This window comes from Oleiphilus sp. HI0067 (assembly GCF_001635735.1).
Genome location: NZ_LWFI01001253.1, coordinates 1 through 1,427 on the forward strand (window position 1 = coordinate 1; position 1,427 = coordinate 1,427).

Genomic DNA, 1,427 nt, shown 5'->3' on the forward strand with positions numbered 1-1,427 from the left:
CGGTAATGGTCACTGTGTTCGCATCTTTATCGAAATCGAGACGAATCTTCAGGTCGCCATCATTTTCGTATAAAGCATCATTTGAAAGCGCTTCAAAACGTAACTTATCCTCTGCATCTGACGCGTTAGAAATCAGCTCGCGCAAGAAGATTTCTTTATTGCTATATAAGGAGTGAATCATTAAATGAAGTAATTGTTTTACTTCAGTTTGGAAGCCTAAGGTTTCAGCGTTAGCACCAAGGTTCTCAGTTGCAGACATAAAACGATCTCTCTAACTATTTTGTTTGTATCATCCAAGCGATAGCGATATACGCTCGCCAACTTTCATGTGCTTAGCAATGTGAGGTCGCTTAAAAAATTTTCAAGGCAGAGAGCGGTAAATTCACAGATGAATTTATTAACAGGTGTCGTTACACTTGTGCGGCGTTTCGACTTACTTGCGGCGCGAGCGATCCAACTCACTTATAAAAAAGAAGTCATACCATGTTGCGAGCATTTGTTATTTTTCTATTTTCTGTCGTTGTGTTTATCGGTTTAAGTGCCTCTGTACTTGATGCGATATATGGCGGCGGTGATGAATTTCCCGACCGAACAACCGAACCGACCTTAACTGCGGATGCGCTTGAACTCGTTGTAGATCTCCCCTATCCACCTGGAAATATTGCGGTCAGCTCAGAAGGTCAGGTTTTCTTTACCTATCATCCAGAAGGGCGCCCAGCGTATAACTTAGCGGAAATTGTTGATGGCGAGGTTAAGCCTCTTCGCTTAGAAGGCGAAAAAGCATCCGCTTTAAATCTCGAAACAGTACTCTCGATGCGAATCGATCAACAAAATCGATTATGGCTACTCGACTATGCAAATCATGGAACAGGAACTGCGAAAATCGCGGCTATCGATATCTATTCTCGTGAGCTCGTTCATTACTATGAATTTTCGAGCGACATCGCAGGTTTAGGCTCGCACATGAACGATTTCCAAGTAGAACCTAATGGGCGATATATCTTAATCGCTGACGCGAGTATTTTTGGCTTAGACCCCGCTGTCATTGTGTACGACACCCAAACTCAAACCGCTCGCCGCGTTATTGAAGACCATGAATCCGTTGACGCCGACAAATATATTCCGGTCGTGGAAGGTGAGAAGATGTTGATGTTTGGCGTGTTTGCTGTGCGTCCCGGTGTCGATTCAATTGCGCTAGATCGTGAAGCAAAGTGGCTTTATTTTGCGCCAGTTAGTGATGAAGCTATGTACCGTGTTCCAGTAAGTGCGCTCATTGACGAGTCCTTACCAAGAGACGAACTCTACGCTCGTATCGAACGCTTTGCTGCCAAAACCATGAGTGACGGCCTTACAACAGATAATGCGGGAAATATTTATATTTCCCGCATTATCTGTTGTAAGGCCGTCACTCATGGTTTTGGCAGCAA

Annotated in this window: 1 protein-coding gene and 1 pseudogene; one reads left to right on the forward strand and one right to left on the reverse strand. The window is 44.1% G+C overall.

Translation table 11 applies throughout. The features are described 5' to 3' along the window. Positions 1-259: pseudogene (locus tag A3739_RS19065) on the reverse strand (molecular chaperone HtpG); the annotation flags it as partial. A gap of 224 nt (positions 260-483) precedes the next feature. Here A3739_RS19065 and A3739_RS19070 point away from each other — a divergent pair. Continuing rightward, on the forward strand, positions 484-1,427 hold a 944-nt coding region (locus A3739_RS19070), incomplete at its 3' end, for an L-dopachrome tautomerase-related protein (RefSeq protein WP_068502430.1).